This window comes from Vibrio sp. 1731 (assembly GCF_033339955.1).
In the GTDB taxonomy this organism is placed as follows: domain Bacteria; phylum Pseudomonadota; class Gammaproteobacteria; order Enterobacterales; family Vibrionaceae; genus Vibrio; species Vibrio alginolyticus.
The window spans coordinates 1-1,522 of record NZ_JAWOVO010000074.1; the positions used below are offsets into that span (position 1 = coordinate 1).

Genomic DNA, 1,522 nt, shown 5'->3' on the forward strand with positions numbered 1-1,522 from the left:
AAAACCTGGGTGCTTAACCTCAATGGTCGCAACGACAGGTTGGCCACTGTATTCTCCGTTTGGCGCAGTAAAACGTTCACTGCGCTCCTTTGTCTCAGTATGAAACGATTCAATAATGGTTAAGCAACCCATTTCCATCTTTTGCAGACATTGAAAAATAACTCCGCGAGCCGCTTTCTGAGTCGTCGTCAGTTTGCGCGGCAATGTTATAGAAGTCGTATTTAACATGCAGAATTCTCCTTGTGCTTATTATTTTTCTTATCTTATTTGTCGCTAGAGGCTTGACGTTCATTGGACGCCAAATATTTAGGGTGAGAATAAAACGGCGCACCTTTAATCCATAACCTCAACGCATGCCAGTAGATTCCAACCATCACTTTTACTGTTTGAATTGGTGTTCCGATCAAGCACTTCAATAAAGAACCGCTGGAAAATGGCTGTGCTTTCATAGCCATTGTGGCGTCGAAGTGTTTTTCACCTTTATGGCATTCAAGATGGATATTTAACTTGTCTGTAAGCGGTTTTATTTTCCAGCGGTACAATTGGTCTATCGGGTTGAACGGTGACACGTGGAATGCTTTGTCTTGCTCCCAACCAAAATCTTCATCCTTTGGGTCAGCCGCTATCGCGTAATAATGGCGCTCATTCCAAGGTGTATTGCTGACTTCAGCGAGAAGATATTGCCATTCACCTTTTTGGTCATACAGGTAGTAAAAATTCACTGGACTAAAATAGAGCCCGAGATAACGCAAGTGACAGACAGCCAGTACTTTGCCGCTGCAACGTACGCCCGTAAGTTCTGCGACTTTATCTTGCACCGCTTTTTTCAAACTCCCTTCACCGAGGTAATCATCACGTTTGAATCGAGCCCAATGCCACCAGCGAGTCCCAAAGCCCCAAACTTTTTTCTCAAGTAAGCCAATTTCATCCAAATCAATCGCTGGCATAAACATTGAATAATTCAGCTCGTGCTTAACGGGCGTAAAACGACGATGTCTTACATTGCCTATAAATAACTGACTGTGAGAAGGGATACTCATATTACGCAGCACCTTGTTCATAAAGTGTGTCACTTTTCTCGTTATGTTTAGCGGCAATTCCTTTCACAACATCCAAAGCACTGCGCACGCCATCTTCATGGAATCCGTTGTACCAATAAGCGCCACAAAACCACGTATGTTGAGTTCCTTGTATTTCTTCTTTGCGTTGCTGGGCAGCGATAGACTCTGTCGTAAAGACAGGGTGATGGTAGGTGAACTGACGCAGAATCTTGTTCTCGTCGATATCTTCAGTACGGGTTAAGGTGACGCAGAATGTGTGAGAAGAGTCGATATGCTGCAAAATGTTCATGTTGTACGTCAGGGACGGCAATCGTTGCAGCTCCTCTTCGCCTCCTTCCAGCAAATAGTTCCACGATGCCCATGCAGATTTTCGTTTCGGTAATACACTCGTGTCAGTGTGAAGAACCACATCATTTGCTTGGTAAGCCATATTAGACAAAATGTCGTTTTCACATGACGAG

General features: G+C 44.1%; 1 protein-coding gene and 2 pseudogenes. All 3 read right to left on the reverse strand.

The features are described from left to right. Nucleotides 1-228, reverse strand: a pseudogene (locus R7035_RS25230) (SAM-dependent methyltransferase); the annotation flags it as partial. A gap of 35 nt (nt 229-263) precedes the next feature. After that, a complete protein-coding gene (locus R7035_RS25235) occupies nt 264-1,040 on the reverse strand; it encodes a DUF1365 domain-containing protein (protein ID WP_169566903.1) in 777 nt (258 codons plus the stop codon). A 1-nt stretch (nt 1,041) separates the two neighbouring features. Further along, nucleotides 1,042-1,522, reverse strand: a pseudogene (locus R7035_RS25240) (FAD-dependent oxidoreductase); the annotation flags it as partial.

What these genes read in the sequence shown, in the direction of transcription:
- R7035_RS25235 (WP_169566903.1), bottom strand. Translation starts at nt 1,040, where the DNA reads ATGAGTATCCCTTCTCACAGTCAGTTATTTATAGGCAATGTAAGACAT.